The following is a 22,349-nucleotide window of genomic DNA, read 5'->3' as shown; positions in this document are numbered from 1 at the left end:
CGGCGTGTCGCCAGCGGATGGCAGCGGTGTCGATCCGGTGAACGCCGGTGGCGGCCGGCTGCGAGGATGGGCCGGTGATCGTCCCTGCCCGGTTCAACGGACCGCCCGACTCGGCCAACGGCGGGTACGCCGCCGGGCTGGTGGCGCAGGTGGTGCTGGGTGCCGACCCGTCGACGGTGGTCGCCGACCGCGCCGTCCGGGTGACGTTGCGCCGGCCACCGCCGCTGGAGACGACGTTGCTGGTCGACGCCGACCCGGCCACCGGCGCGGTACGGTTGACCGTCGACGCGCCGGCCGGCGCGGTGCTCGTAGCCGAGGCCGAACCCGTGGTCGGACCCGACCTGTCGACCGGGCCGGTGCCACCGCCGGTCGCGCTGGCCGATGCCGAGGCGGCCAGTACGGCGTACCCCGGTTTCACCGCCCACCCGTTCCCCGGTTGCTACGTCTGCGGCCCGCGACACCCCGACGGGCTGCGGATCTTTCCCGGCCCGACCGGTCCCGGGCGCACCGCCGCGCCGTTCGTCGTGCCGGCCGACCGTACGGTGCCGACGGTCTGGGCGGCACTGGACTGCCCCGGTGGCTGGGCGGTGCTCACGCCGGGTCGGCCGTACCTGCTGGGGCGGATGAGCGCGACGGTGGCCGCGCTGCCCGACCCCGGCGCGCGGTGCGTCGTGGTCGGCGAACTGGTCGCGACCAGCGGCCGCAAGGCCGAGGTCCGCACCGCGCTGTACGACCCGGCGGGCCATCTGCTCGCGGTGGCGCAGGCCACCTGGATCGCGGTGGCGGCCGGCGGGGCGGGCGAGCCGGTTTGACCTGACCCGGCGCAGCCGTGACGCTGGGCGACGCCGACCCGGACCGGGGTGTCCGGGCGGCATCACGATGGAAGGAGCCAGATGTCGGACGGACGCATCGTCGTCTCCGGGCTGACAAAGCAGTACCGCAACGTGCGGGCGGTCGACAACCTGTCGTTCACCGTGGAGCCCGGTCGGGTGACCGGATTCCTCGGACCCAACGGCGCGGGTAAGACGACCACGCTGCGGATGCTGCTCAACCTGGTCACCGCGACCAGCGGTACGGCGACGATCGACGGTCAGCGCTACGCCGACCTGTCGGAGCCGCTGCGCCACGTCGGTGCCGTGCTCGAGGCCTCCAGCGCGCACAAGGGCCGGACCGGGATCAACCACCTGCGGGTGATCTGCGCGGCGGCCGGGCTGCCCCGCGAGCGGGCCGCGCAGACCCTGGCGATGGTCGGGCTGGAGCCGGCGGCCAAGCGCAAGTTCAAGGGCTATTCCCTGGGAATGCGCCAGCGGTTGGGCATCGCCGCGGCGATGCTCGGTGACCCGAAGGTGCTGATCCTCGACGAGCCGGCCAACGGGCTCGACCCGGAGGGCATCCGGTGGATGCGCGATCTGCTCAAGTCGTTCGCGGCACAGGGTCGTACGGTGCTGGTCTCCAGTCACCTGCTGGCCGAGATGCAGCTGCTCGCCGACGACGTGGTGATCATCGCCGCCGGTCGGCTGGTCCGGCACGGCCCGGTCGCCGAGGTGATGGCGTCGATGTCCGGTGCGGCGGCTGTCCGGGTCCGCACCCCGCACGCCGACCGGTTGACCCCGGCGCTGACCAAGGCCAGCGCCACGGTGACACCGACGCCGGACGGGGCGCTGCTGGTCACCGGGTTGGACGCGCCGACTGTCGGGCGTACCGCGCTCGCCGAGGGCGTGGAGTTGCACGAGTTGACCACCGAACGGCCCGACCTGGAGCGGGTCTTCCTGGAACTGACCAGCGCGAAGGCGGCCATCCGATGAACCTGGTACGGAGTGAGCTACTGAAGATCGGCACCACCAGCACCTGGTGGATCTTCGGCTTGATCTCGCTGCCGCTGTGGGGGCTGACCCTGCTGGTCAACTACGTGCAGACGAGCATCCTCGCCGACCCGGCCAACCGCGCGCAGGTGACGGGCGACAACGCCGAGGTCCTCGAGGTGGTCAGCGACGGGCCGGTGCTGGCGGCCAACCTCTACACCAACGGTCAGTTCTTCGGGCTGTTGATCGTGATGCTGCTCGGCGTGATCGTGGTGACCAACGAGTACTTCCACCAGACCGCGACGACCACCTTCCTGACCAGCCCACGCCGTACCGAGGTGATCCTGGCGAAGCTGGCCGCCGCGTCCCTGCTCGGGCTGCTGTTCTGGCTGGTCACCACGGTGATGAACCTGGTCGTCGGCGCGCTGCTGCTCAACGTCCTCGACGTGGGCACGCAGCTGGGCACCGGCACCGTCTGGGAGGCCGTCGGGCTGAACGCGCTGGCGTACCTGCTGTGGGCGATCTTCGGGGTCGGGTTCGGGGTGCTGATCCGCAGCCAGCTCGGTGCCACGGTCTCGGCGATCCTGCTCTACCTGGGTGGTTACCTGGGCGCGGCGATCATCCTGACCACCCTGGCGGCCCGGTTCGGTGACTGGATCAACGACCTGCAGCTGCTGGTGCCGTCGCTGGCGTCGCAGCTGATGGTCGCCGGGACCGACCTGCCCGGCAGTCCGCCCCGTTGGGCGGGCGCGCTGATATTGATCGGTTACGCACTGTTGACCGGCATCGTCGGCACGGTGATCACCCGGCGGCGCGACATCTCTTGACGAGGCACCCGGGTGGTGACCCGGTGCAGCGGGTCCGACCTGCGTCGCGGCTGTCCTGACGGGCTGTCGGGACAGCCGCGACAGCAGGGACCAGCGCTGTGAAAAGTGACACGAGCCGCATGCGACAATGCCGCCCGTCGCGGTACGGCGTAGCCTGGAAGCCGTCTTCGACCAGCGCCCCCAGCCAGGTGGCGTCCCCGCGTGACAACCGACCCGCGTGAAAGAGGCGATTACCGGCCGTGTCGACCCAGCAGACTTCGCAGGACAATCCGCTGGCGGGTTTCGGCCCGAACGAGTGGATCGTCGATGAGATGTACCAGAAGTATCTCACCGATCCCGGCAGTGTCGATCCCGCTTGGCACGACTTCTTCGCCGATTACGACCGGACGCGGCCCGCTTCACCCACCGAGGTGACCGCCTCGACCGCCACCGCCTCGGCGGCGCGGGCCGGCACCGACGCTCCGGCCGCCCAGCGGTCGGTCGACCGGCCCGACGCCGGCACCGATCGGCCGGCCGCCCCGGCGGCCACCGGTGGACGCAGCGGTTCGGCGGCGAAGGCCGCCGGCGCGGCCCGCAGCGACACGTCGAGCACCCCGGCGGCCCCGGCCAAGGGCGCGACGAAGGGCACCGAGAAGGCACCGGCACGGGCCACCACGACCCGGGCGACCACCAAGGCCGCCCCGGCGAAGGGCGCCACCACGAAGGGCACCACCGCTGACGCGGGTGCCGGGGGCGGCGGCAGCCGGCAGACCCCGCTGCGCGGCGTGGCCGCCCGGATCGTGCAGAACATGGACGCGTCGCTGGCGGTGCCGACCGCGACCAGCGTCCGCGCCGTCCCGGCGAAGCTGCTGGTCGACAACCGGATCGTGATCAACAACCACCTGGCGCGGGGCCGCGGTGGCAAGGTCAGCTTCACCCACCTGATCGGGTACGCGCTGGTGCGCGCCCTGGCCGTGCATCCGGAGCTGAACAACTCCTTCGCCGAGGTCGACGGCAAGCCGCACATGGTCGCCCCGGAGCACGTCAACCTCGGTATCGCCATCGACCTGGCCAAGCCGGACGGCTCCCGCACCCTGGTGGTGCCGTCGATCAAGGCCTGCGAGCAGATGGACTTCCGGCAGTTCTGGCAGGCGTACGAGGACGTGGTCCGTCGCGCCCGACGCAACGAGCTGACCATGGAGGACTACGGCGGCACCACGATCTCGCTGACCAACCCCGGCGGGATCGGCACCGTGCACTCCCAGCCCCGGCTGATGACCGGTCAGGGCGCGATCATCGGAGTCGGCGCCATGGAGTACCCGGCGCCGTACGCCGGAATGTCCGAGGAGACCCTTGCCGACCTCGCCGTCAGCAAGGTCATCACGCTGACCAGCACCTACGACCACCGGATCATCCAGGGTGCGCAGTCCGGCGAGTTCCTCAAGGCGATGCACGAACTGATCCTCGGTGAGCACGGTTTCTACGACCAGATCTTCACCTCGCTGCGCATCCCGTACGAGCCGGTGCGCTGGATGCGTGACGTGGCGGTCAGCTCCGAGGGTCAGATCAACAAGACCGCCCGGGTCAACGAGCTGATCCACGCCTACCGGGTGCGCGGGCACCTGATGGCCGACACCGACCCGCTCGAGTTCAAGATCCGCAAGCACCCGGACCTGGACGTCCTGCAGCACGGCCTGACCCTGTGGGACCTGGACCGGACCTTCCCGGTGGACGGGTTCGCCGGCAAGCAGCGGATGAAGCTGCGGCAGATCCTCGGTGTGTTGCGCGACTCGTACTGCCGCCGGGTCGGCGTCGAGTACATGCACATCCAGGATCCCGAGGAGCGCCGCTGGATCCAGGAACGCATCGAACGTGGCTACGAGAAGCCCGACGCCGCCGAGCAGAAGCACATCCTCAACCGGCTCAACGCGGCCGAGGCGTTCGAAACCTTCCTGCAGACCAAGTACGTCGGGCAGAAGCGGTTCTCGCTCGAGGGCGGCGAGTCGCTGATCCCGTTGCTGGACGAGATCCTGCAGTCCTCGGCCCGGGCCGACCTGGACGAGGTCGTGATCGGCATGGCCCACCGGGGTCGGCTCAACGTGCTGGCAAACATCGTCGGCAAGCCGTACGAGAAGATCTTCTCCGAGTTCGAGGGGCACCTCGACCCGAAGTCCACCCAGGGCTCCGGCGACGTGAAGTACCACCTCGGCCAGGTCGGCAAGTTCACCACCCCGGACGGCGAGCACGGCATCACCGTCTCGGTGACCGCCAACCCGTCGCATCTGGAGGCGGTCGACCCGGTGCTGGAGGGCATCGTGCGGGCCAAGCAGGACCGCATCGATCTCAAGTTGGAGGGCTACACCGTCCTGCCGCTGCTGGTGCACGGTGACGCGGCGTTCGCCGGGCAGGGTGTGGTCGCCGAGACGCTGAACTTGTCGCAGCTGCGTGGCTACCGTACGGGCGGTTCGGTGCACGTCGTGGTCAACAACCAGGTCGGGTTCACCACCGCGCCGGAGTACAGCCGTTCGTCGCTGTACAGCACCGACGTGGCCCGGATGATCCAGGCGCCGATCTTCCACGTCAACGGCGACGACCCGGAGGCGGTGGTCCGGGTCGCCCGGCTCGCCTTCGAGTACCGCCAGGCGTTCAACAAGGACGTCGTGATCGACCTGGTCTGCTACCGGCGGCGCGGCCACAACGAGGGCGACGACCCGTCGATGACCAACCCGCTGATGTACGCGATCATCGACTCCAAGCGCAGCGTCCGCAAGCTCTACACGGAGGAGCTGATCGGTCGCGGTGACATCACCGTCACCGACGCCGAGGAGCTGCTGCGTGACTACCAGACGCAGCTGGAGCAGGTCTTCAAGGCCACCCGCGACGCCGCCGCGTCGGCCACCAGTCGGATGCCCACCCGCCAGCCGGAGCCGGAGCCGGAGGTGGCCACCGCCGTCGACGCCGCCGCGATCGCCGCCGTCGGCGAGGCGCACGTCGACCTGCCGGAGGGGTTCACCCCGCACAAGCGGATCCAGCAACTGCTGGAGCGGCGGGCCAAGATGGCGGTCTCCGGCGACATCGACTGGGGTTTCGGCGAGATCCTCGCCTTCGGCACCCTGCTCGCCGACGGGGTCACCGTCCGGCTCGCCGGCCAGGACTCCCGCCGGGGCACCTTCGTGCAGCGGCACGCCTCGGTGGTCGACGCCCGCACCGGCCGCGACTACCTGCCGTTGGCCAGTCTGGTCACCGACGAGTCCCGCTTCTTCGTGCACGACTCCCTGCTCAGCGAGTACGCGGCGATGGGCTTCGAGTACGGCTACTCGGTGGAGAACCCGGAGGCGCTGGTGCTCTGGGAGGCGCAGTTCGGCGACTTCGTCAACGGCGCGCAGTCCATCGTCGACGAGTTCGTCTCCTCGGGCGAGGTCAAGTGGGGGCAACGCTCGGCGCTGACCCTGCTGCTGCCGCACGGCCACGAAGGGCAGGGTCCGGACCACACCTCCGGCCGCCCCGAGCGCTACCTGCAGCTGTGCGCCGAGGACAACATGCGGGTCGCGATCCCGTCCACCCCGGCGAACTACTTCCACCTGCTGCGGCGGCAGGCGTTGTCGCCCAAGCGCAAGCCGCTGGTCGTGTTCACCCCGAAGTCGCTGCTGCGGCACAAGCTCTGTGTCTCCAGCGTCGCCGACTTCACCACCGGCACCTTCCAGCCGGTGCTGCCCGACCCGGTGGCCGCCGGCCGGCCGGAGGCGATCAAGCGGGTGCTGCTCTGCTCCGGCAAGGTCTACTACGACCTGCTGGCGGCTCGGGCCGAACGGCACGCGGTCACCGGCGGCAACGGCCAGCTCGACACCGACACCGCGATCATCCGGGTGGAGCAGCTGTATCCGCTGCCGGTGGAGCAGCTGCGGGCCACGCTGGCGGCGGTGCCGAACGCCGAGGACTTCGCCTGGGTGCAGGAGGAGCCGGCCAACCAGGGTGCCTGGTCGTTCGTGGCGCTCAACCTGTTGGAGCACCTCGACGGCGTACGGCTGCGGCGGATCTCCCGCCCGGCGGCGGCGGCGCCGGCGGTCGGCTCGACCAAGCTGCACGACGTGGAGCAGGCGGCGTTGATGGACGCCGCGCTGCCGCGCCGCTGAACGGGGGGGCGGGCATGTACTTCACCGACCGGGGCATCGAGGAGCTGGCGCAGCGCCGTGGCGAGGAGGAGGTCACGCTGACCTGGCTGGCCGAGCGGCTGCGCGACTTCGTCGACCTGCACCCGGAGTTCGAAACGCCGATCGAGCGGTTCGCCACCTGGCTGGCCCGCCTGGACGACGAGGACGAGTGATCGGCATCTGACGGTGGTCCCACCCGGGCCGGGACCAAGGTCACCAGACTCCGACCGTCTCCGCCTTGTACGTTGGGGCGGTGGCGCGAAGTGTCTACGTGGCCGGTCTCGGCCCCGGTGGTGGCAAGTCCACCGTCGCGCTCGGCCTGGCCGAGCTGTTGTCCCGTCGGGTCGAGCGGATCGGGGTGTTCCGTCCGCTGGTCGCCGGGGACGGCCCGGACGCGACGCTGAGCCTGCTGCGCGAGCGGTACCGCATCGACCTGCCCGACGAGCAGCTCTACGGGGCCAGCTACGCCGAGGCCGCCGGGCTGGTCGCCGACGGCCGCCGCGAGGAGCTGATCTCCCGGATCGTCGGCCGCTACCGGGAGCTGGAGCGGCGCTGCGCGGCGGTGCTGGTGGTCGGCAGCGACTTCGACGACACCGGTGACAACGGTGGACTCCCCCGCGAGCTGGCCTTCAACGCACGGCTGGCGACCGAGTTCGGCAGCGTGGTGGTGGCCGTCGTGGACGGCATCCGTCGCGACGGTGCCGAGGTCGCCGGCGCGGTACGCAGCGCCTACCACTCGTTGACCGAGCTCGGCACGACGGTGCTGGCGGTGATCGCCAACCGGGTCGGTGCCGAGGTGAGCGCGCCGGCGTTGCCGGTGCCGACGTACGTCATCCCGGAGGTCCCGGCGGTGTCGGCGCCGACGGTGGCCGAGGTCGCCGCCGCGCTCGACGCCAGCGTGCTGGCCGGCGACGAGACCGCGACCAGCCGCGACGTGCTGGACTTCGTGGTCGGCGCGGCGCACGTGCCGGTGCTGCTCGATCATCTCGTCGAGGGGGCCCTGGTGATCACCCCCGGGGACCGGGCGGATCTGCTGGTCGCGGTCAGCGCGGCGCACGCGGCCGGGCTGGTCTCCCTGGCCGGGATCGCGCTGACCCTCGGTGAGCAGCCGGACCCGCGGGCGATGCGGCTGGTGGAGCGGCTCGGCACGAACCTGGCCGTGCTGTCGGTGCCGGCGGACAGCTTCCACGCGGTCGCCGCCGCCGGGCGGATCTCGGCGCGGCCCAGCGCCGCGAACCCGCGCAAGGTCGAGGCCGCGCTCGGCGCCTTCGAGTCCAGCGTGGACAGCGCCGAGCTGGCCCGGCGGCTCGACGTGACCCGCTCTGCCCGGGTCACCCCGATGATGTTCGAGTACGCGCTGATCGACCGGGCCCGCGCCGACCGGCGCCGGCTGGTGCTGCCGGAGGGGACCGACGAACGGATTCTGCGGGCCACCGAGATCCTGCTGCGCCGGGGCGTCGCCGACCTGACCCTGCTCGGCAACGCCGACGACATCGCCCGGCGGGCCCGCGAGCTCGGCGTACAGGTCGACGCGGCGCGGGTGGTGGACCCGGCGACCAGCCCGTGGCGCGACGACTTCGCCGCCCGGTACGCGCAGCTGCGTCGGCACAAGGGGGTCACCCTGGAGCTGGCACACGACGTGATCGGCGACGTCAACTACTTCGGCACCATGATGGTGCACACCGGCCACGCCGACGGCATGGTCTCCGGGGCGACCCACACCACCGCCGCCACGATCCGGCCCGCGTTCGAGATCATCAAGACGCTGCCGGAGGTCTCGGTCGCCTCCAGCGTCTTCTTCATGCTGCTCGCCGACCGGGTGCTGGTCTACGGCGACTGCGCGGTCAACCCGGACCCGGACGCCGCGCAACTGGCCGACATCGCGGTCAGCTCGGCGCAGACCGCCGCCCGGTTCGGCATCGAGCCGAGGGTGGCGATGCTGTCCTACTCCACCGGCACCTCCGGCAGCGGCGACGACGTCCGTAAGGTGGCCGCCGCCACCGACCTGGTCCGCAAACGGTGCCCGGACCTGCTGGTGGAGGGTCCGATCCAGTACGACGCGGCGATCGACCCGACGGTCGCCGCCACCAAACTGCCCGGCAGCGAGGTCGCCGGCCGGGCCACCGTCTTCGTCTTCCCCGACCTGAACACCGGCAACAACACCTACAAGGCGGTGCAGCGCTCGGCCGGCGCGGTCGCGGTCGGCCCGGTCATGCAGGGTCTGCGGCGGCCGGTCAACGATCTGTCCCGCGGCGCCACCGTGGCCGATATCGTCAACACCGTGGCGATCACCGCGATCCAGGCCGCCGCGCAGTGAGCGGCCCCGCACGAATCCTGGTCCTCAACTGCGGCTCGTCGTCGCTGAAATACCAGCTCTTCGACGGCGAGCAGGTGGTCGACAAGGGCGTCGTCGAACGGATCGGCGAGGCCGGCGGCGGGCCGGCCGACCATGCCGAGGCGTTACGGACGATGGCGCAGCGGCTCGACCTGACCGGGCTCGCCGGGGTCGGGCACCGGGTGGTGCACGGCGGCGTCCGGTTCGCCGAACCGACGCTGATCACCGACCAGGTGGTCGACGAGATCGAGCGGCTGGTGCCGCTGGCCCCGCTGCACAACCCGGCGAACCTGACCGGCATCGCCCAGGCCCGCCGGCTGCTGCCGGGCGTACCGCAGGTCGCGGTCTTCGACACCGCCTTCCACCGCACGCTGCCGCCGGAACAGGCCAGCTACGCGATCGACACCGACACCGCGCAGCGGTACGGCATCCGCCGGTACGGGTTCCACGGCACCTCCCACGCGTACGTGTCCCGCCGTACCGCCGCTCTGCTCGGCCGGGATCCGGCCGAGGTCCGGGTGATCACCCTGCACCTGGGCAACGGTGCCAGCGCCTGCGCGGTGGCCGGCGGGCGCAGCGTGGCCACGTCGATGGGGCTGTCCCCGTTGGAGGGCCTGGTGATGGGCAGCCGCAGCGGCGACCTCGACCCGGCGGTGGTGTTCCATCTGGAACGGGTCGCCGGCTGGTCCACGGCCGACGTCGACCGGCTGCTCAATCAACGCAGCGGGCTGGTCGGCCTCGCCGGGGCCGGGGACATGCGCGAGGTGCTGCGCCGCCGCGACGCCGGGGATCCGGGTGCCCGGCTCGCCGTCGACATGTACTGCGCCCGGATCCGGTTCTACGTCGGCGGCTACTACGCGCTGCTCGGCCGGGTCGACGCGGTCACCTTCACCGCCGGGGTCGGCGAGAACGCCGCCGGAGTCCGGGCGGCGGCGCTCACCGGGCTCGACGGGCTCGGCATCCAAGTCGACCCGGACCGCAACGGTGGAGGTGGTGGTGGCGAACGGCGGATCTCCCCGGACGGTATGCCGGTCGGAGTGTGGGTGGTCCCCACCAACGAGGAGCTCGAGATCGCCAGTCAGACCCGGGCGGTGCTGGCCGACCGCTGAGCGTCGGGCAGCTCAGCCGACCGGTGGCGGTCGGTCGGACCAGCAGCTGACGCGGTCGGACCAGCAGCTGACGCGGTCAGACCAGCAGCCAGACGGCGATCGCGACGACGACCGCCACGGCGACGGCGATACCGATGATCAACGGCAGCCGGGACGGCTGGTCGGCGGCCGGCGGCGGGGTCGTCTGGAAGGCCCGGAAGGCCTCGGTGTTGCCGCTCGGATCGACGTACTCGTCAGACATGACGACGACCCTAGCGAAATCGGGCAAGTGCCGCCACGACCGACCGACGCGTCCGGGTGGTCGACCTGGCTGCCGCGCGGTAACAATCGTCTGATGCGTGTTCGTCGTCCGGCGGTGGCCGGCCTGCTCACCGCCGGTCTGGTCGGTGCCCTGCTGGCCGGCTGCGGGTCCGCACCCACGCCGCCGCCGGTGTTCAACACGCCGGCGTCGGTGCCGCCCACCCCGGCCCCCGGCCGGGCGGCACCGGCCGGTCAGCTCGACGTCGCGACCCGCACCCTCGACCTCGCCCGTGGTGACCGGCCGTTGCCGGTGACCGTCTGGTACCCGGCCGACGACGCCGGCCCGTTCCCGGTGGTGCTGTTCAGCCACGGCCTGGGCGGCGAGCCGGCGGACTACCAGGCGGTGCTGGCGCAGTGGGCGGCGGCCGGGTTCGTCGTCGCCGCCCCCACCTACCCGTTCACCAGTCAGGGCGGCTCCGGTGGCAACGCGCTGGACGTGCTGAACCAGCCGGCGGACGCTTCACACGTCCTCGACGAGCTGCTGGCGCTCGACGGGCGCGACGGCGACGAGTTCGCCGGCCGGCTCGACGTCGAACGGGTCGCCGCCGCCGGGCACTCGGCCGGCGGGATCACCACCGTCGGGCTGTTCACCGCAGCCCGTGACGAGCGGCTGGACGCCGGTGTCGTGCTGGCCGGCAGCGCCCTCGGGGTCGGTACGGCGTTCAGCGGTGCCGCCGCCCCGCAGCTGTTCATCCACGGCGAACTCGACGAGGTGGTGTCGTACGCGTCAGGCAAGGCGGCGTACGACCGGGTGCCCTGGCCGAAGGCGATGCTCAGTCTGCCCGACGGCGACCACGGGCAGTCTCTGCTGCGGCCCGGCAACCCGGCCTACGACGTGGTGATCGCCACCAGTACGGACTTCCTGCGCTGGACCCTGTACGGCGACGGTGCCGCCCGGGAGCGGCTGACCGAGGCACCTCCGGCGGGGGTGGCGGTCTTCGACGACCAGCTCTAGCGCTGATGGTCCAGGACCAGTTTGCCGAAGGTGTCCCCACTGTGCAGCCGGGCGAAGGCCGCCCGGGCCTCGCCGAAGCCGTACACGGTGTCGACGACCGGCCGGATACCGCGCGTGTCGCACAGCTGCAGCAGCTCGCGCAGTTCGTCGGCGGTGCCCATCGAGGTGCCGAGGATCTCCAGCTGCATCGCGAAGACCCGGCGCAGGTCGACGGCGGGCAGGTGGCCGCTGGTGGCACCGGAGACGACGATCCGGGCCCCCGGTGCGGCGGATTTCAACGAGTGGTCGAAGGTGGCCGCGCCGACGGTCTCGATCACCACATCGACCCGTTCGGGCAGCCGGGCACCGGGCGCCAGCGCGGTGGCGCCCAGCGTGGCGACCCGCTCCCGCTTCGCCGCGTCCCGGCTGGTCGCGTAGACCCGCTTGCCCAGGGCGACGGCGAGCACGACGGCCGCCGTCGCGACTCCCCCGCCCGCGCCCTGGACCAGCACCGACCCGGCCTGGTCGAGCCGGCCCCGGGTGGTCAACATCCGGTACGCGGTCAGCCAGGCGGTGGGCAGGCAGGCCGCCTCGGCGAAGGTGAGCCCGGCGGGTTTCGCAACGAGGTGCGAACGCGGCACCGCGACCCGGTCGGCGAACGTGCCCGGATAGCGTTCGGACAGGATCGACATGCCGCGCGGATCCGCCGGGTCGGGCACCACCGGGTAGACGACGACGTCGTTGCCGGCGGCGTCTACCCCGGCGGCGTCGCAGCCGAGGATCATCGGCAGCCGGTCGGCGGGCAGCCCGACCCCGCGCAGTGACCACAGGTCGTGGTGGTTCAGCGAGCTGGCCCGGACCTCGACCATCGCCCAGTCCGGGCCGGGCAGGTCCGGTTCGGGCAGCTCACCGACGCGCAGCGCGGCAAGCGGATCGTCGACGTCGATGGTCGAGGCGTAGACGGCGCGCATGCACCGCACGCTAGCAGTCCTGCTCAGCGCAGCCCCAGGAGTGCGGTGAGCACGACCAGCGCGAGCCCGGCGACCAGGAACGCCACCAGCAACTGGTGCGGTTCCGACCCGGTCTGCCCGGATCCGGCCGGCTCCGCCTCTGATCCGTCCGGCTCGGCCGGAAGGTCCGCCAGGACGGCGGCCAGTTCGCCGTGCGTCCGGGCGTGCATGGTCCGCTCCACCCGGTCGGCGTGCTCGTCGAGGCTCAGCCGGCCGGCCGAGGTGTGCCGCTCCAGGCTGCGCACGACCCGCTCGCGGTCCGCGTCCGAGGCACGCAGGTCAGGGCGGTTCATGCCGACAGACTAGGCGTGTCCACATCGGTGTGGGAACCCGTACGGGGCGGTGCACTGCCGCGCCAGCCGGTACGGTGCAGCCGTGTCGACCACTCACCCCGGCGGCGAGCCCGCCGCTGCGACGAAGCAGCTCGTGATCGAGCGCATCCTGCGCGATCGGGACGGCGTCTGGCAGCAGATCGTCGACGAGCAGGAGCTGCGGCCGCTGGTCCGCCAGATGGTCGTCAGCTCCGCGTTGAGCCTGGCGCTCTACGGAGCCGTGCTCGGTGCCTCGTACGGCTGGCAGCAGATCCTCTCCTCACTGGTCAAGCTGCCGTTGCTCTTTCTGGTGACGCTGGCCATCTGCCTGCCCACCCTGTACCTGTTCAACCTGGTCTTCGGTGCCCGGCTGTCGATGCTCCAGGCGGTCGCGCTGATCCTGGTGTCGATCACCGTGACCGCCGCGCTGACCCTGGCGTTCGCACCGGTCAGTCTCTTCTTCCTGGTGACCGCCCAGAGCTACGAGTTCTACAAGCTGCTCAACGTTGCCATTCTGCTGCTCTGTGCCGTCGTCGGGTTACGGTTCCTGGTCTCCGGCATGCAGGCGCTCAACGACCATCAGCAGCGGCTGGCACCGGCGGCGGCACCGGCACCGGCACGGGCGGCGGCACCGCCAGCGGCCGTACCTGCGCAGGCCGTGCCGCAGGCGGTGGCCGTACCGGCTGGGTCCACGCCGGCGACCGCGCCGACGCAGGTGGTAGCAGCGCCAGCGGTGCCGGCGGTGAACGGCATGCCGGACCGCCCCCCGCTGTACGTCGGCCCGCCGGCGCACTACGGTCGACCGCCCGGTCCGGCCGGCCAGCGGCCGGCCAGCATGAGCCTGCTCTACATCTGGATCCTGCTCTTCGGGTTCGTCGGCACCCAGCTCGCCTGGACGCTGCGGCCCTTCTTCGGCGATCCCGGCCAGCCGTTCGGCGTGTTCCGGGAGCTCGGCGGCACGTTCTACGCCGACCTGCTGCGCACGGTCGGTCGACTGCTCGGCGGCTGACCGGGCGCGAAGCTCGGCCGGGCCCGGTCGGCGTGTCGTGCCGGCCGGGCCCTGGCGGCCCGCTGTGCCGTGTCAGCGGCGGGCGACACCGTCGCGGCGGGCGGCGGCGGCCACCGCCGCGGCGACCGCCGGTGCGACCCGGGGGTCCAGCGCGGACGGCACGAACGCCTCCGGCTGCAGCAGGTCGGCGACCACGGCCGCGATGGCGTCGGCCGCGGCGACCTTCATGCCCTCGGTGATCCGGGTGGCGCCAACCTCCAACGCGCCCCGGAACACCCCGGGGAAGGCGAGCACGTTGTTGATCTGGTTCGGGAAGTCGCTGCGGCCGGTGGCCACCAGGGCGGCGTACCGGTGGGCGATCTCCGGATGCACCTCCGGCGTCGGGTTGGCCAGCGCGAAGATGATGCCGCCGGGTGCCATACCGGCGACGGCCGACTCCTCGATCTGGCCCCCGGAGAGGCCGATCAGCACGTCGGCGCCGACCAGCGCGTCGGCGATGCCACCGGCGCAGGCGGCGGTGAGTGCGGCGAGTTCGGCCTTGGCCCCGTTGAGGTCGGCCCGGTCGTTGTGGATGATGCCCCGCGAGTCGCAGACCACCGTCTTCGCCGGGTCGACACCCCCGGCGATCAGCATCTTCGTCACCGCGACGCCGGCCGCGCCGGCCCCGCTGACCACCACCCGCAGGTCACCGAGTCGGCGGCCGAGCAACGTGGCGGCGTTGCGCAGGGCAGCGAGCACCACGATCGCGGTGCCGTGCTGGTCGTCGTGGAAGACCGGGATCGGCAGCGCCTCGTCGAGGCGGCGTTCGATCTCGAAACAGCGGGGCGCGCTGATGTCCTCCAGGTTGATCCCGCCGAAGGAGGGTGCCAGTGCGGTGACGGTGGCGACGATGGTGTCGATGTCGCGGGTGTCCAGGCAGATCGGCACGGCGTCGACGTCGCCGAACTGCTTGAACAGCACCGCCTTGCCCTCCATCACGGGCATCGCGGCGCGCGGGCCGATGTCGCCGAGGCCGAGCACGGCGGTGCCGTCGGTGACCACCGCGACGGTGTGCGACACCCAGGTGTAGTCGTCGACGAGCGTCGGGTCGGCGGCGATGGCCTCGCAGACCCGGGCGACACCCGGGGTGTACGCCAGGGAGAGATCTTCGCGGTCGGTCAGTGCGACGGTCGGCGTGATCGCCATCTTGCCGCCCCGGTGCAGTTCGAAGACCGGATCAGAGATTGCCACTGTAGACATGGTGACTCCAGAGCCGTTGAGCGTGCGAAAGAGCCGCCGGCTCGGCGCGAGGTCAGCGTTGACCGGCGAGGCGCTGCGGGGGTCACCCGGGTTACGTGTCGAGCATAGTGTCCCACGCGGCGGTTTCCCGCCAAGTAGGTCATACCCGCCGGTAACAAAATGGTCGTGGTCGCGGCCAGTAACGCAGCACCGCCCGTCCGTGCACGTCAGCCACCCCGTACGCCCGCGAGTCGTCGGTCACGAGATCGTTGTCGCCACGCAGCCACCAGCCGCCGTCGCAGGCCCGGACGGCGCGCTTGACCACCAGCAGACCGGGCCGGGCGCGAAAGGTGGCGACCACCACATCGCCCGGACGGACCGCCCGGCCACCCCGGCGGATCAGCAGTGCGTCGCCGTGACGCAGCGTGGGAGCCATCGATGGACCGTGCACCAGCACGGCGAACAGAGGCGGACGCACTTGCACCTCGTCAGGTCAGCGGGCCCGATGCGCGATAAGGTCGGCAAGGAGGATCTTCCTCCACCTTACGCGTGCCGGCGATCGTGCCGCCGGCCAGTCAACGGAGGGTCCTGATGCGACTTCCACGCATTCTTACTCCGCGCACGGTGGTCAGCGCCCACTGCGATCTGCCGTGTGGCGTGTACGACCCGGCGCAGGCCCGGATCGAAGCAGAATCGATCAAGGCGATCGCCGAGAAGTACCAGGCGAACACCGACCCGGAGTTCCGTACCCGTGCCCTGATCATCAAGGAGCAACGGTCCGAGCTGGTCAAGCACCACCTGTGGGTGCTCTGGACCGACTACTTCAAGCCGCCGCACTTCGAGAAGTACCCGCAGCTGCACCAGCTGTTCAACGAGGCCACCAAGCTCGCCGGTGGCGGTGGCGGGACGAAGGCCTCGGTCGACCCGGCCAAGGCCGACGAGTTGCTGCAGAAGATCGACGAGATCGCGAAGATCTTCTGGGAGACCAAGCAGGCCTGAGGCCTCAGGTCCGGCCGGCACGCGCGGCGTGCCGGCCGGACATCCCACCGCCGCCGTCGGCGGTGGACGACTCCGGGAGCCGCCTCGGCAGAGGAGCGGGACAAGCGGTGGAGCGGAATTGGCCACGGATGCCACCGGAAATCGACGTCAACCGGTAGAGTCCACGCGGGGGTATGCCGGATGAGTCCGCTGGTCACACAATCCGAGCCGACGATCGACGACGACGTCGTGCTCCTCACCGTGCCCGCCGACGGTGGTTACCTGAGCGTGCTGCGGACCGCGACGGCCGGTCTGGCCGCCCGGTTGCACTTCGCGTTGGACGAGATCGAGGATCTGCGGATCGCGGTCGACGAGGCGTGCGCCATGCTGCTCGCCGTCGCCACCAGACCCGCCGACCTGGAGTGCCGATTCTCGGTGACCGACGACGCACTGACCGTCGAAGTCACTGTCGCCACCGCGCGCGGCGCGAAGCTTCCGCCGGAGTCGTCGTTCGCCTGGAAGGTGCTCCGGGCGCTGACGACCTCCGCCTCGGCGACCGCCAGCAGCGGACAGGCCAGCATCCGGCTGCTCACCCGACGCTCGGGCGGCCGCTGAGGCCCCTGCTCAGTCGAGCCCGAAGGCCCGCGTCGTGGCCGGGGTGACCAGCAGAAACACCACGCCGATTCCGAGCACGATCAGCGGTACGCCGAGCCAGGCCAGCCCACCGACGCTCATGTAGTAGCCGACCGGCAGCAGCATCAGTTGCAGCACGATCGCCGGTGCCCGGGCCGCCGCCCGCCGCCGGTGCAGGCCCCGGGAGAGCAACCCGAGCGCGACCGCGCCGCCAGCGGCGAAGCCGGTGACGAACAATGCCGAGACGAGGTCGGTGGCCCGCCCGGCGAGGTCCTGGTAGGCCAGGTACCCGGCCAGCAGCCCCAGGGCCACCGCCTGCGCGGCGAGCACCCGTACGGCCCACCGCAGGCCGGCCGGCAGGGACGGTGCGGCAATGGTCACGACGCCACGATACCCGCGTCCGGTCGCGATACAGTGCCGCCCATGCGGGCCCTTCTGGTGGCCAATCCCAAGGCCACCACCACCAGCGAGCGCACCCGGGACGTGATCGTCCGGGCGTTGCGCAGCGAAGTCGACCTGTCGGTCGAGTACACCCATCGGCGCGGGCACGCCGTGGCGTTGGCCCGGCAGGCCGCGCAGGAGCGGTTCGACGTCGTGGTGACCCTCGGTGGCGACGGTACGGTCAACGAGGCCGTCAACGGGCTGATGTCGGCGCTGCCGGCGACGGACCAGCCGGCGACGGCGACGGCCGAGCGGTTGCCCGCGCTGGCCGTCGTGCCGGTCGGCTCGACCAACGTCTTCGCCCGGGCGGTCGGCCTGCCCCCGCAGTGGCCGGAGGCGACGAGCGTACTGATCGAAGGGCTGCGGACGGGTCGGTTCCGGACCATCGGGCTGGGGCGGGCCGACGACCGCTACTTCACCTTCTGCGCCGGGCTGGGGCTGGACGCGGCGGTGATCCGGCAGGTGGAGCGGGCCCGGCTGCGGGGTCGCCGGTCGACGGTCGGGCTCTACCTGCGGTCGATGGTGAGTGAGTACTTCATCGGCATGGACCGGCGGCACCCGGCGATCCGGCTGGAGCAGCCGGGTGAGCCGGCGCACGAGGAGCTCGCCACCGTCGTGATCCAGAACACGGCGCCGTGGACCTTCATCGGTGACCGGGCGATCAACCCGAACCCGCTGGCCTCGTTCGACCTCGGCCTGGACGTGCTGGCCGTACGGCAACTGCGGGTACCCAGCACGACCCGTACGTTGGCCCAGGTCGCGGCTCGTACGCCGGATCCACGCGGGCGACAGGTCGTCCGACTGCACGATTTGTCCGAATTCACGATATCCGCAACTCGCCCGCAGGCCTTCCAACTCGACGGCGACTATCTCGGCGAGCGACTGAAAGTCCGTTTTACGGCGGTCCGGGAGGCCCTGCGGGTCGTCCACTGACACGCTACGTAACTGAACTTCGACTGCGGAGCGTGACCAGGCACACGAAGGACACGTGGTCGAAATCCCTGCAACGCAGGGCGGACCGTACTACATTGATTCTTGACTGTCGCACTCCGGGTGTCGGTGAGCGCCAGAAAAGGGACATAAGGGTCGTGACGTTGCTCACCCAGTTGTACTTTTTCTGATCGCTACTCTTGACATCGCAGGAGTTCGTGAAAGTATTCACAAGCGGACCGATTCACCCGGGACGTTGCCTGGATGCGCTCGCCACGCGGCAGCTCGGAGCAACGTTCCACAGGCACACGCCTGCTCACGCGCTGCCGATCCGACGGATGCAATCCGTCGTATTGACTGCGCGGGCGCATAAAGAAAGACCGGAGCATTTCACCGCCACCGATCCAGAATGAGGAGTGTTGCCGCCATGGACTGGCGTCACCATGCTGTCTGCCGCGACGAGGACCCGGAGCTGTTCTTCCCGATCGGGACGTCCGGCCCCGCGATCCTGCAGGTCGAGCAGGCCAAGGCTGTCTGCCGGCGCTGCTCCGTGACCGATCAGTGCCTGCAGTGGGCACTCGAGTCCGGGCAGGACGCAGGCGTCTGGGGCGGGATGAGCGAAGAGGAGCGGCGCGCAGTCAAGCGCCGCGGCGGACTGCGCGTCCTGCGCGCTCACACTGCCTGACCCACTAACCACCACGCGACGTCCGTTCGGCGCCCCGGAGTGTGACTCCGGGGCGCCGTGCATTGCCACCGACAACTGTTTGTCGAACGGTCACCATTTCGTGACCGATTGCCATTTGATCACTTGTCGAAAGCACACCGTCGCGCCATCGGATCACGGTGCCGCCAGCCGGGTTCACACCGGCACCACAGCCAGCCGGGTTCACACCGGCACCACAGCCAGCCGGGTTCACACCGGCACCGCGACGGCGACCTGGTCGACCCGGCGCAGCACCAGCCGGGCGATCTCCGACGCGCCCGCGAGCGGAGCCGCCACCGCGACCACCCCCGCCTGCCGGGCCGAGGCCACCGCCGTGTCGTAGAGCAGCCCCGGTGCCAGAAAGTAGCCGGCCAGCCCGACCCGCCGGGCCCCCGACTCCTGCAGCGTCCGGACCGCCTCACCGGCCGTCGGTGGGGCCGCCGAGGCGTACCCCGCCAGGCAGGGCAGCCCCAGGTCCGCACCGAGAGCCGCAGCGGCCAGAGCGACCGTCTGACGGGCCGACGCGCTCCGCGTACCGGCCGCTGCCAGCACCACGGCGTCGCAGTCGGCGCCCGAGGCGGCCAACCGGCGACGCAGCCCCGCGACCAGCAGCGGATCCACCGTCGGCGCGGCCAACGGCGGACCGATCACGTCGGTCAGCGCCACCGGCATCCGCAGGCCGTCGCGCCGTGCCGCCCGGACCACCTCAGGCAGGTCCACCCGCCCGTGGAACGCCTCGGTCAGCAGCAGCGGCACCACGGTCGCCGCCGGGTAGCCGGCGGCCTGCAGGTCGGCCAGCACCGCACCGGGGCGTGGGCCGGCGTGATCGAGATAGGCGGCCCGCACGTCCACCCCGGGCCGGGCAGCGGCGACCGCCCGCACCAGCGCCCGGGTGGCGGCGGCCGCCCGGGGGTCGCGGCTGCCGTGCGCCACCAGAACGATCGGCGCGGCCTCGACCGGGACGGCCCGGTCGGCGGGCCGCGTCGACCCGGTCACTGGTGCAGACCGCACTCGGTCTTTTCGAACATCGCCCAACGCCCGGCCCGTGGGTCCTCACCGGCGGTGGTCCGCCGGGTGCACGGCCAGCAGCCGATCGAGGTGTAGCCCTGCCGGAACAGCTCGTTGACCGGCACCCCCCAGCGGGAGACGTAGGCGTCGACGTCCGCCTGGGTCCAAGCGGCGATCGGATTCACCTTGACCCGCCCCCGGCGGGCGTCGAATCCGACGACCGGCGTGTTGGCCCGGGTCGGGGACTCGTCGCGGCGCAGCCCCGCCGCCCAGGCGTCGTAGTCGCCCAGGGCCCGCTCCAGCGGTTCGACCTTGCGCAACGCGCAGCACTCGTCCGGGGCCCGGTTGAACAGCCGGGGGCCGAACTCGCCGTCCTGCTGGCCGACGGTCATCCGGGGCCGGATCGACCGCAGGTTGACCGGCATCGTGGCGGCCACCTGGTCGCGGACCCGCAACGTCTCCGGGAAGTGCAGCCCGGTGTCGAGGAAGACCACGTCGACGCCGGGGGCGACCCGGGAGACCAGGTGCGCCAGCACCCCGTCCGCCATCGAACTGGTCACGCAGAACCGGTCACCGAAGGTCTCCACCGCCCACCGGGCGATCTCCTCCGCCGGCGCCCCCTCCAGTTCCCGGCCGGCCTGTTCGGCGAGCTCGCGCAACTGGGCCGGACTGCGGCGGGTCGGCGGGCGGTCGGCGGCCGGGCCGAGCCGGATCAGATTCAGGTCGGCGGCGAGGACCGGGCTCATCGGGTCACCTGCCGGGCGAGCAGGCCGGTGAACCGGACAGTGAAGACCCGGGCGCAGGCGTGGCACTCCCAGGCGGTGTGCGCGTCCGGGTGCGGGCGGAGGTTCTCCTCCCCGCAGTACGGGCAGTAGAGCGGAGCCGTGCGTGTCTCGGCGCTCATCGCACCTCACCTCGCTCGTTCATCGCAACTCCTCCTCGTCGGCGCGGACGACCCACTGGGCGAACGTCTCGCCCTCGGTACGACCGGCCAGGTAGCGGCGGACCACGCGTTCGACGTAATCGGGCAGTTCGTCGGCGGTGGTCTTGAGACCCCGCACCTTGCGCCCGAAGCCGGCGGTCTGCCCCTGGGCCATTCCCAGGCCACCGCCGAGATGGATCTGGTACCCCTCGACCTGCCGGCCGTCCGGCCCGACGACCAGCTGGCCCTTGAGCCCGATGTCGGCGACCTGGGTCCGGGCGCAGGCGTTCGGGCAGCCGTTGATGTGGATCGTGATGTCGGTGTCGTCGGTGAGCCCGGCGGAGGCCAGTCGCTGCTCCAGGTGGGCCACCAGCTCCTCGCCCCGCCGCTTGGTCTCGACGATGGCGAGCTTGCAGAACTCGATGCCGGTGCAGGCCATCGTGCCGCGCCGCCACACCGACGGCCGGGCTTCCAGGCCGATCGCGCGCATCCCGTCCACCAGCGAGTCGACCCGGTCCGGCGCGACGTCGAGGACCAGCAGCTTCTGGTACGGGGTGAGCCGTACCCGGTCCGAGCCGTGCGCGGCCACCAGGTCCGCCAGGGCGGTGAGCTGGCTGCCGGAGACCCGTCCGACGACCGGGGCGGCACCGACGTAGCGGCGACCGTCGGCCTGGGGATGCACGCCGATGTGGTCGATCGGCTTGGCCGGCAACTGCGGCGGCGGCCCGTCCAGCAGCGCCCGGCCGAGGTACTCCTTCTCCAGCACCTCGCGGAACTTCTCCACACCCCAGTCGGCGACCAGGAACTTCAGCCGGGCCCGGTGGCGCAGCCGACGGTAGCCGTAGTCGCGGAAGATACCGACCACCCCGGCCCAGACGTCCGCGACCTCGGCCAGCGGCACCCAGACACCGAGCCGCTGGGCGATCATCGGGTTGGTGGAGAGCCCGCCGCCGACCCACAGGTCGAACCCGGGGCCGTGGTCGGGGTGGTCGACCCCGAGGAACGAGATGTCGTTGACCTCGTGCGGGGTGTCGGCGAGCCAGGAGATCGACGACTTGAACTTGCGGGGCAGGTTGGAGAACTCCTTGCTGCCCACGTAACGGCGGACGATCTCGTCGATCGCCGGGGTCGGGTCGATCTTCTCGGCGGCGGCGACCCCGGCGACCGGGCTGCCGAGCACGATCCGCGGGCAGTCACCGCAGGCCTCGGTGGTCTGCAGGCCGACGTCCTCGAGAGCCTTCCAGATCGCCGGCATGTCCTCGACCCGGATCCAGTGCAGCTGGATGTTCTGCCGGTCGGTGATGTCGGCGGTGTCCCGGGCGTAGCGCTGCGAGATGTCGGCGATGGTGCGCAACTGGGCCAGGTTCAGCTGGCCGCCGTCGATGCGCACCCGGAGCATGAAGTACTCGTCCTCCAGCTCGTGCGGTTCCAGTACGGCGGTGCGCCCGCCGTCGATGCCCGCCTTGCGCTGGGTGTAGAGGCCCCACCAACGGAACCGGCCACGCAGGTCGGCCGGGTCGATCGAGGCGAACCCGCCGTGCGCGTAGATGGTCTCGATCCGGGCCCGGACGTTGAGCGGGTCGTCGTCCTTCTTCGTCCGCTCGTTGGGGTTGAGCGGCTCGCGGTGCCCGAGCGCCCACTGCCCCTCGCCGCGCCGGCGGCCGGGTCGGGTCGGGGTGCTGCTGCGCGCCATCGCGGCGTCCTCCGTGTCTGCGGGTCGTCACTCGGTCGGCGGCACGCGGGCGCGGG

At 71.5% G+C, this 22,349-nt stretch carries 23 protein-coding genes; 13 read left to right on the top strand and 10 right to left on the bottom strand.

What is annotated here, in order from left to right; all coding sequences use genetic code 11:
- The first annotated feature begins 74 nt into the window (after nucleotides 1-74).
- The 7 genes from O7623_RS27355 (at nucleotide 75) to O7623_RS27325 (ending at nucleotide 10,203) form a co-directional block, all read left to right on the top strand.
- Nucleotides 75-812: a hypothetical protein gene (locus tag O7623_RS27355; protein WP_282225819.1), complete on the top strand. Its 738-nt coding sequence runs from the start codon at nucleotides 75-77 to the stop codon at nucleotides 810-812.
- 81 nt (nucleotides 813-893) lie between these two features.
- Nucleotides 894-1,805 (top strand): ABC transporter ATP-binding protein, encoded by a 912-nt coding sequence (locus O7623_RS27350; RefSeq protein ID WP_282225818.1) that lies wholly within the window; start codon nucleotides 894-896, stop codon nucleotides 1,803-1,805.
- A complete protein-coding gene (locus O7623_RS27345; protein ID WP_282225817.1) occupies nucleotides 1,802-2,629 on the top strand; it encodes an ABC transporter permease subunit in 828 nt (275 codons plus the stop codon). Before O7623_RS27350 ends, O7623_RS27345 begins: the two co-directional genes overlap by 4 nt.
- 239 nt (nucleotides 2,630-2,868) lie before the next feature.
- Nucleotides 2,869-6,741 carry a multifunctional oxoglutarate decarboxylase/oxoglutarate dehydrogenase thiamine pyrophosphate-binding subunit/dihydrolipoyllysine-residue succinyltransferase subunit gene (locus O7623_RS27340; protein WP_282225816.1) on the top strand — a complete coding sequence of 1,291 codons (3,873 nt, stop codon included), beginning with the start codon at nucleotides 2,869-2,871 and terminating at the stop codon, nucleotides 6,739-6,741.
- 14 nt (nucleotides 6,742-6,755) lie between these two features.
- Complete coding sequence (locus O7623_RS27335; protein ID WP_282225815.1) at nucleotides 6,756-6,932, top strand: DUF6104 family protein; 177 nt, start codon at nucleotides 6,756-6,758, stop codon at nucleotides 6,930-6,932.
- Between the two features lie 80 nt (nucleotides 6,933-7,012).
- Nucleotides 7,013-9,076, top strand: coding sequence for a phosphate acetyltransferase (gene pta / locus O7623_RS27330; RefSeq protein WP_282225814.1), 2,064 nt, complete (start codon nucleotides 7,013-7,015; stop codon nucleotides 9,074-9,076).
- Nucleotides 9,073-10,203, top strand: a complete 1,131-nt coding sequence (locus tag O7623_RS27325) for an acetate kinase (protein WP_282225813.1) — start codon at nucleotides 9,073-9,075, stop codon at nucleotides 10,201-10,203. Before pta ends, O7623_RS27325 begins: the two co-directional genes overlap by 4 nt.
- 76 nt (nucleotides 10,204-10,279) lie before the next feature.
- Here the strand turns inward: O7623_RS27325 and O7623_RS27320 are convergent, their stop codons facing one another.
- Complete coding sequence (locus tag O7623_RS27320) at nucleotides 10,280-10,444, bottom strand: hypothetical protein (protein WP_282225812.1); 165 nt, start codon at nucleotides 10,442-10,444, stop codon at nucleotides 10,280-10,282.
- 93 nt (nucleotides 10,445-10,537) lie between these two features.
- On the opposite strand from O7623_RS27320, the gene O7623_RS27315 reads away from it, so the two are divergent.
- Nucleotides 10,538-11,458: a chlorophyllase gene (locus tag O7623_RS27315; RefSeq protein WP_282225811.1), complete on the top strand. Its 921-nt coding sequence runs from the start codon at nucleotides 10,538-10,540 to the stop codon at nucleotides 11,456-11,458.
- Here O7623_RS27315 and O7623_RS27310 read toward each other — a convergent pair.
- Nucleotides 11,455-12,417 carry a zinc-binding dehydrogenase gene (locus O7623_RS27310; protein ID WP_282225810.1) on the bottom strand — a complete coding sequence of 321 codons (963 nt, stop codon included), beginning with the start codon at nucleotides 12,415-12,417 and terminating at the stop codon, nucleotides 11,455-11,457. The two genes, O7623_RS27315 and O7623_RS27310, sit on opposite strands and share 4 nt — an antisense overlap.
- Before the next feature lie 14 nt (nucleotides 12,418-12,431).
- Nucleotides 12,432-12,740, bottom strand: a complete 309-nt coding sequence (locus O7623_RS27305) for a DUF1707 domain-containing protein (protein WP_282225809.1) — start codon at nucleotides 12,738-12,740, stop codon at nucleotides 12,432-12,434.
- Between the two features lie 82 nt (nucleotides 12,741-12,822).
- Here O7623_RS27305 and O7623_RS27300 point away from each other — a divergent pair, with 82 nt between their 5' ends.
- Nucleotides 12,823-13,767, top strand: coding sequence for a hypothetical protein (locus O7623_RS27300; protein WP_282225808.1), 945 nt, complete (start codon nucleotides 12,823-12,825; stop codon nucleotides 13,765-13,767).
- A 72-nt stretch (nucleotides 13,768-13,839) separates the two neighbouring features.
- Here O7623_RS27300 and O7623_RS27295 read toward each other — a convergent pair whose 3' ends face one another.
- Both O7623_RS27295 and O7623_RS27290 read right to left on the bottom strand, forming a co-directional pair.
- On the bottom strand, nucleotides 13,840-15,006 hold the full coding sequence (locus O7623_RS27295; RefSeq protein WP_282225807.1) for an NADP-dependent malic enzyme: 1,167 nt from the start codon (nucleotides 15,004-15,006) through the stop codon (nucleotides 13,840-13,842).
- Nucleotides 15,007-15,145: 139 nt separating this feature from the next.
- Nucleotides 15,146-15,469: a S24/S26 family peptidase gene (locus O7623_RS27290; protein ID WP_282225806.1), complete on the bottom strand. Its 324-nt coding sequence runs from the start codon at nucleotides 15,467-15,469 to the stop codon at nucleotides 15,146-15,148.
- A 107-nt stretch (nucleotides 15,470-15,576) separates the two neighbouring features.
- On the opposite strand from O7623_RS27290, the gene sodN reads away from it, so the two are divergent.
- Together sodN and O7623_RS27280 are read left to right on the top strand one after the other, a co-directional pair.
- The gene (gene sodN, locus O7623_RS27285) at nucleotides 15,577-15,984 is read left to right on the top strand and encodes a superoxide dismutase, Ni (protein ID WP_282225805.1); all 408 of its coding nucleotides are present in this window, start codon (nucleotides 15,577-15,579) and stop codon (nucleotides 15,982-15,984) included.
- 180 nt (nucleotides 15,985-16,164) lie between these two features.
- Nucleotides 16,165-16,578 (top strand): ATP-binding protein, encoded by a 414-nt coding sequence (locus O7623_RS27280; RefSeq protein ID WP_282225804.1) that lies wholly within the window; start codon nucleotides 16,165-16,167, stop codon nucleotides 16,576-16,578.
- 9 nt (nucleotides 16,579-16,587) lie between these two features.
- Here O7623_RS27280 and O7623_RS27275 read toward each other — a convergent pair whose 3' ends face one another.
- The gene (locus tag O7623_RS27275; RefSeq protein WP_282225803.1) at nucleotides 16,588-16,977 is read right to left on the bottom strand and encodes a hypothetical protein; all 390 of its coding nucleotides are present in this window, start codon (nucleotides 16,975-16,977) and stop codon (nucleotides 16,588-16,590) included.
- A gap of 42 nt (nucleotides 16,978-17,019) precedes the next feature.
- Here O7623_RS27275 and O7623_RS27270 point away from each other — a divergent pair, with 42 nt between their 5' ends.
- Nucleotides 17,020-17,970 (top strand): diacylglycerol kinase family protein, encoded by a 951-nt coding sequence (locus O7623_RS27270; protein ID WP_282225802.1) that lies wholly within the window; start codon nucleotides 17,020-17,022, stop codon nucleotides 17,968-17,970.
- Nucleotides 17,971-18,394: 424 nt separating this feature from the next.
- A complete protein-coding gene (locus O7623_RS27265; protein ID WP_282225801.1) occupies nucleotides 18,395-18,652 on the top strand; it encodes a WhiB family transcriptional regulator in 258 nt (85 codons plus the stop codon).
- 228 nt (nucleotides 18,653-18,880) lie between these two features.
- Here O7623_RS27265 and O7623_RS27260 read toward each other — a convergent pair whose 3' ends face one another.
- From O7623_RS27260 to O7623_RS27245, 4 genes are read right to left on the bottom strand one after another with little or no spacing between them, the layout of a single operon-like run.
- Nucleotides 18,881-19,666, bottom strand: coding sequence for a CbiX/SirB N-terminal domain-containing protein (locus tag O7623_RS27260; protein WP_282225800.1), 786 nt, complete (start codon nucleotides 19,664-19,666; stop codon nucleotides 18,881-18,883).
- Complete coding sequence (locus O7623_RS27255; RefSeq protein ID WP_282225799.1) at nucleotides 19,663-20,424, bottom strand: phosphoadenylyl-sulfate reductase; 762 nt, start codon at nucleotides 20,422-20,424, stop codon at nucleotides 19,663-19,665. The genes O7623_RS27260 and O7623_RS27255 overlap by 4 nt, the downstream gene beginning before the upstream one ends.
- Nucleotides 20,421-20,582 (bottom strand): hypothetical protein, encoded by a 162-nt coding sequence (locus O7623_RS27250; RefSeq protein ID WP_282225798.1) that lies wholly within the window; start codon nucleotides 20,580-20,582, stop codon nucleotides 20,421-20,423. Before O7623_RS27250 ends, O7623_RS27255 begins: the two co-directional genes overlap by 4 nt.
- Nucleotides 20,583-20,601: 19 nt before the next feature.
- Complete coding sequence (locus tag O7623_RS27245; protein WP_282225797.1) at nucleotides 20,602-22,293, bottom strand: nitrite/sulfite reductase; 1,692 nt, start codon at nucleotides 22,291-22,293, stop codon at nucleotides 20,602-20,604.
- Nucleotides 22,294-22,349: the final 56 nt, after the last annotated feature.

This window comes from Solwaraspora sp. WMMD791, from assembly GCF_029581195.1.
GTDB lineage: Bacteria > Actinomycetota > Actinomycetes > Mycobacteriales > Micromonosporaceae > Micromonospora_E.
Note: the sequence above shows the minus strand (reverse complement) of the source record. Positions and strands in the feature narration are given on the sequence as shown.

Bases quoted from the DNA above. Each gene is read 5' to 3' on its own strand.
- O7623_RS27335 (WP_282225815.1), top strand. From the start codon at position 6,756: ATGTACTTCACCGACCGGGGCATCGAGGAGCTGGCGCAGCGCCGTGGC.
- O7623_RS27250 (WP_282225798.1), bottom strand. From the start codon at position 20,582: ATGAGCGCCGAGACACGCACGGCTCCGCTCTACTGCCCGTACTGCGGG.
- O7623_RS27315 (WP_282225811.1), top strand. From the start codon at position 10,538: ATGCGTGTTCGTCGTCCGGCGGTGGCCGGCCTGCTCACCGCCGGTCTG.
- O7623_RS27305 (WP_282225809.1), bottom strand. From the start codon at position 12,740: ATGAACCGCCCTGACCTGCGTGCCTCGGACGCGGACCGCGAGCGGGTC.
- O7623_RS27280 (WP_282225804.1), top strand. From the start codon at position 16,165: ATGAGTCCGCTGGTCACACAATCCGAGCCGACGATCGACGACGACGTC.
- O7623_RS27320 (WP_282225812.1), bottom strand. From the start codon at position 10,444: ATGTCTGACGAGTACGTCGATCCGAGCGGCAACACCGAGGCCTTCCGG.
- O7623_RS27295 (WP_282225807.1), bottom strand. From the start codon at position 15,006: ATGTCTACAGTGGCAATCTCTGATCCGGTCTTCGAACTGCACCGGGGC.
- O7623_RS27350 (WP_282225818.1), top strand. From the start codon at position 894: ATGTCGGACGGACGCATCGTCGTCTCCGGGCTGACAAAGCAGTACCGC.
- O7623_RS27270 (WP_282225802.1), top strand. From the start codon at position 17,020: ATGCGGGCCCTTCTGGTGGCCAATCCCAAGGCCACCACCACCAGCGAG.
- O7623_RS27255 (WP_282225799.1), bottom strand. From the start codon at position 20,424: ATGAGCCCGGTCCTCGCCGCCGACCTGAATCTGATCCGGCTCGGCCCG.
- O7623_RS27345 (WP_282225817.1), top strand. From the start codon at position 1,802: ATGAACCTGGTACGGAGTGAGCTACTGAAGATCGGCACCACCAGCACC.
- sodN (WP_282225805.1), top strand. From the start codon at position 15,577: ATGCGACTTCCACGCATTCTTACTCCGCGCACGGTGGTCAGCGCCCAC.
- O7623_RS27245 (WP_282225797.1), bottom strand. From the start codon at position 22,293: ATGGCGCGCAGCAGCACCCCGACCCGACCCGGCCGCCGGCGCGGCGAG.
- O7623_RS27265 (WP_282225801.1), top strand. From the start codon at position 18,395: ATGGACTGGCGTCACCATGCTGTCTGCCGCGACGAGGACCCGGAGCTG.